This window comes from Synechococcus sp. Cruz CV12-2-Slac-r, assembly GCF_024346075.1.
In the GTDB taxonomy this organism is placed as follows: Bacteria; Cyanobacteriota; Cyanobacteriia; order PCC-6307; family Cyanobiaceae; genus Synechococcus_D.
In genome coordinates, this window is sequence record NZ_JAGQEK010000189.1 from 1 (window position 1) to 2,943 (window position 2,943).

Consider the following 2,943-nt stretch of genomic DNA (forward strand, 5'->3'; position numbering starts at 1 on the left):
TGCGTTTAAAAGGGAAAGGGAACCTCCAACCCAGCAGCGGCCGCAGGGGTGATCTCTATCTCAATATCCAATTAGAGAATCACCCGGTTTGGAGTATCGACGGTGATCTAATGCGGGCTGAATTACCACTCAGCCCCGACGAAGCCATCCTTGGCGGCGAATTAGTAGTTCCCACCCCTGATGGGGAGGCGATAGTTACGGTGCCAGCTGGAATAAGCAGCGGCCGCAGCTTGCGTTTAAAAGGTAAAGGTTGGCCCTTGCGTGAGGGCAGAGGCGACCTTCTATTAACGATTCAATTGCAATTGCCTGGCGAACTAAGCACTGAAGAACGTCGCCTTTATGAGCAACTACGCCAGGTTCGTCAAAATCTCAACCTGAACCCTAGAGCTCAATTATTGACAACATCTAGCTTATAGGTATAGTCAAGAGACTTTTTAAATAAAAAATGTAATGTTGCGCAAAATACTTAAAAAAAAATCGCTTTTATTTTTATTATTCAGTTTTATTCTTTCATTTTTCCTGGCAATCGCAATTCAATATCCTCAACCTGTAGTTGCACAAGGCAAGGCCACACCGGTTAGCGAGGGAACAGCTATTGATCCAGCACGCAGTTTTATACTTGGGATGCATATAGAAAATATCTATAATCTTTCTCTTAAAGACAAAAGTTTTGCTGCCGAGGGTTGGTTTTGGCTTGAATGGCCAGAAGCAGTTCAGCAGCTGATTATTAAAAATAAAATACCACTTTTAGAACTTGTTGAAATGGTTAACCAAGTGGAAGCCTGGGATTCACAGATTCAACTTGATAGCCCTGAACCTGAATTAAAGCCAAACGGAAATAGGCTGCAACTTTATAGATTTTCTGCAAAATTTTATGATGATTCGCAAACCCTAAAACGCTTCCCCTTTCAACAATTAGAACTACCGATAATCATTGAAACTAGGCCAACTATTTTCTCAATAGCAGCTGAAGCTATCAGATTAAATCCAACCCTTGACGCTAAAGGGGTTAAAGGGCAATATGCAGGTATCAACGGATACCAAATAGGAGATGTTGGCGTAAAGAGTTCAATTTACACTTATAATACAAACTTCGGAGCAAATAATGGCATTGAGGGTGGAGAATTTAGCCGAGTTGAATACTATATTAATTACAATACAGAGTTTTGGTCTGCCTTTTATCAGTATGTAATGCCATGGCTTGCGGTAATGGCAATGCTTGTACTAGCTCCAAACCTGGAAGGGAAGCTCACTGAATTGCGCTTAGCAATACCCTCTACAGCTCTACTCACTTTAGTGTTTCTACAGCTAGGAACAAATGCAGATCTACCTAAATTATCGTATATATCATTTATAGATCAATTATATTTATTTGGCTACATAGCCTCAATCGTTCTTTTTGCTTTATTCGTTTGGGGAAGCAATGTCTACGAGAATTCAATCGAATCTCAACGAGAAGTAGTGATGCAAAAAATAAATCGAGTAGATGCAATCTATCAATCTATTATTATTGGTGGCAGCGTTTTTATTGCAGTTGCTGCTTTTGGTTTCCGGTAACAACTCTTGCCAATTTGCGATTGCAAAACGCTTAGTGCCTAAGATTGCGCCAATTGCAAATACAGTGTGGAACTTTCATACCGTCCGCGCCGGCTGCGTCGCACCCCTGCTCTGCAAGCCATGGTTCGGGAAAACCATCTGAGTGCAGCTGATTTTATTTATCCATTATTTGTGCATGAAGGGGCCAGCAACGAACCTATATCTGCAATGCCAGGCTGCCAGCGCTGGAGCCTTGATGGCTTAATCACCGAAGTGGGGCGGGCTTGGGAGCTTGGTATTCGCTGCGTGGTGCTTTTTCCAAAAGTGGCAGACGGATTAAAAACCGAAGATGGCAGCGAATGCTTTAACGAAGGTGGCTTGATCCCTCGGGCAATCCGGCGCCTTAAAGATGTGCATCCTGATATGACGCTGATGACAGATGTAGCCCTTGATCCCTACTCCTGCGATGGTCACGATGGCCTCGTTAGTGATGCAGGGGTGGTTCTAAATGATGAAACAGTAGAAATTCTTTGCCGCCAAGCAATTACCCAGGCCCAAGCCGGTGCTGATTTAATTGGCCCCAGCGACATGATGGACGGCCGAGTAGGGGCAATCCGCGAAGCACTTGATGCTGAAGGTTTTGAACATGTAGGAATCATTAGTTACACCGCTAAATATGCCTCCGCCTACTACGGCCCATTTCGCGAAGCCCTTGATTCCGCCCCCAGAAGCAGCGGCAACAAGCCAATTCCCACAAACAAGGCCACATACCAAATGGATCCCGCCAACGGCCGGGAAGCTCTTACAGAAGCTTTACTTGATGAGCAAGAAGGCGCAGATATTTTGATGGTTAAACCAGGCCTTGCCTACCTTGATATCGTGCATCGCTTGCGCGCAGAAACAGAACTGCCAATCGCTGCGTATAACGTAAGTGGTGAATATTCAATGGTTAAGGCTGCTGCTGAACGCGGCTGGATTGATGAACGGGCCGTGGTGCTTGAAACCCTGCTTTGTTTTAAACGCGCCGGTGCTAATTTGATCCTTACTTATCACGCCTGCGACGCAGCAACATGGCTCCGTCAAGGTTAATTTTCTTTGTTGGCTGGGTTTACGCCCCCTGGGCACTGGCCAAAACAAGCGCCACAGGGCGATAGCCAGGGGCATCGAGGAGCAAAACCACAAGCCAACTAATCTGTATTTTGCCTCCAATCCCCACTTGGCACCATTGCCCTCAACAATGGAGTAATCGCGCAATTGTTATGGGAGTGGAACGGTTGGGCCATGTAGCCATTCGAGTGGCTGATATGGCAAGGGCAAAGTCTTTTTACCTAAGCCTTGGCATGCAGTTGGTATGGGATGCCAGCGATTGGGCTTACCTAACGGCTGGCGCTGATGGTTTAGCCCTGC

General features: G+C 45.7%; 4 protein-coding genes. All 4 read left to right on the forward strand.

All coding sequences use genetic code 11. The features are described 5' to 3' along the window. A partial coding sequence (locus tag KB557_RS10385; protein ID WP_315856224.1) for a DnaJ C-terminal domain-containing protein occupies window positions 1-416 on the forward strand: 416 nt, incomplete at its 5' end. Window positions 417-450: 34 nt separating this feature from the next. Next, the gene (locus KB557_RS10390) at window positions 451-1,557 is read left to right on the forward strand and encodes a hypothetical protein (RefSeq protein WP_255133948.1); all 1,107 of its coding nucleotides are present in this window, start codon (window positions 451-453) and stop codon (window positions 1,555-1,557) included. 66 nt (window positions 1,558-1,623) lie between these two features. Continuing rightward, window positions 1,624-2,625 carry a porphobilinogen synthase gene (gene hemB / locus KB557_RS10395; protein ID WP_255133950.1) on the forward strand — a complete coding sequence of 334 codons (1,002 nt, stop codon included), beginning with the start codon at window positions 1,624-1,626 and terminating at the stop codon, window positions 2,623-2,625. Window positions 2,626-2,735: 110 nt separating this feature from the next. Beyond that, window positions 2,736-2,943 (forward strand): VOC family protein (locus tag KB557_RS10400; protein ID WP_399218999.1); only part of this gene is annotated, 208 nt, incomplete at its 3' end.

Coding starts and splice junctions, on each gene's coding strand:
- KB557_RS10390 (WP_255133948.1), top strand. CDS start 451: ATGTTGCGCAAAATACTTAAAAAAAAATCGCTTTTATTTTTATTATTC.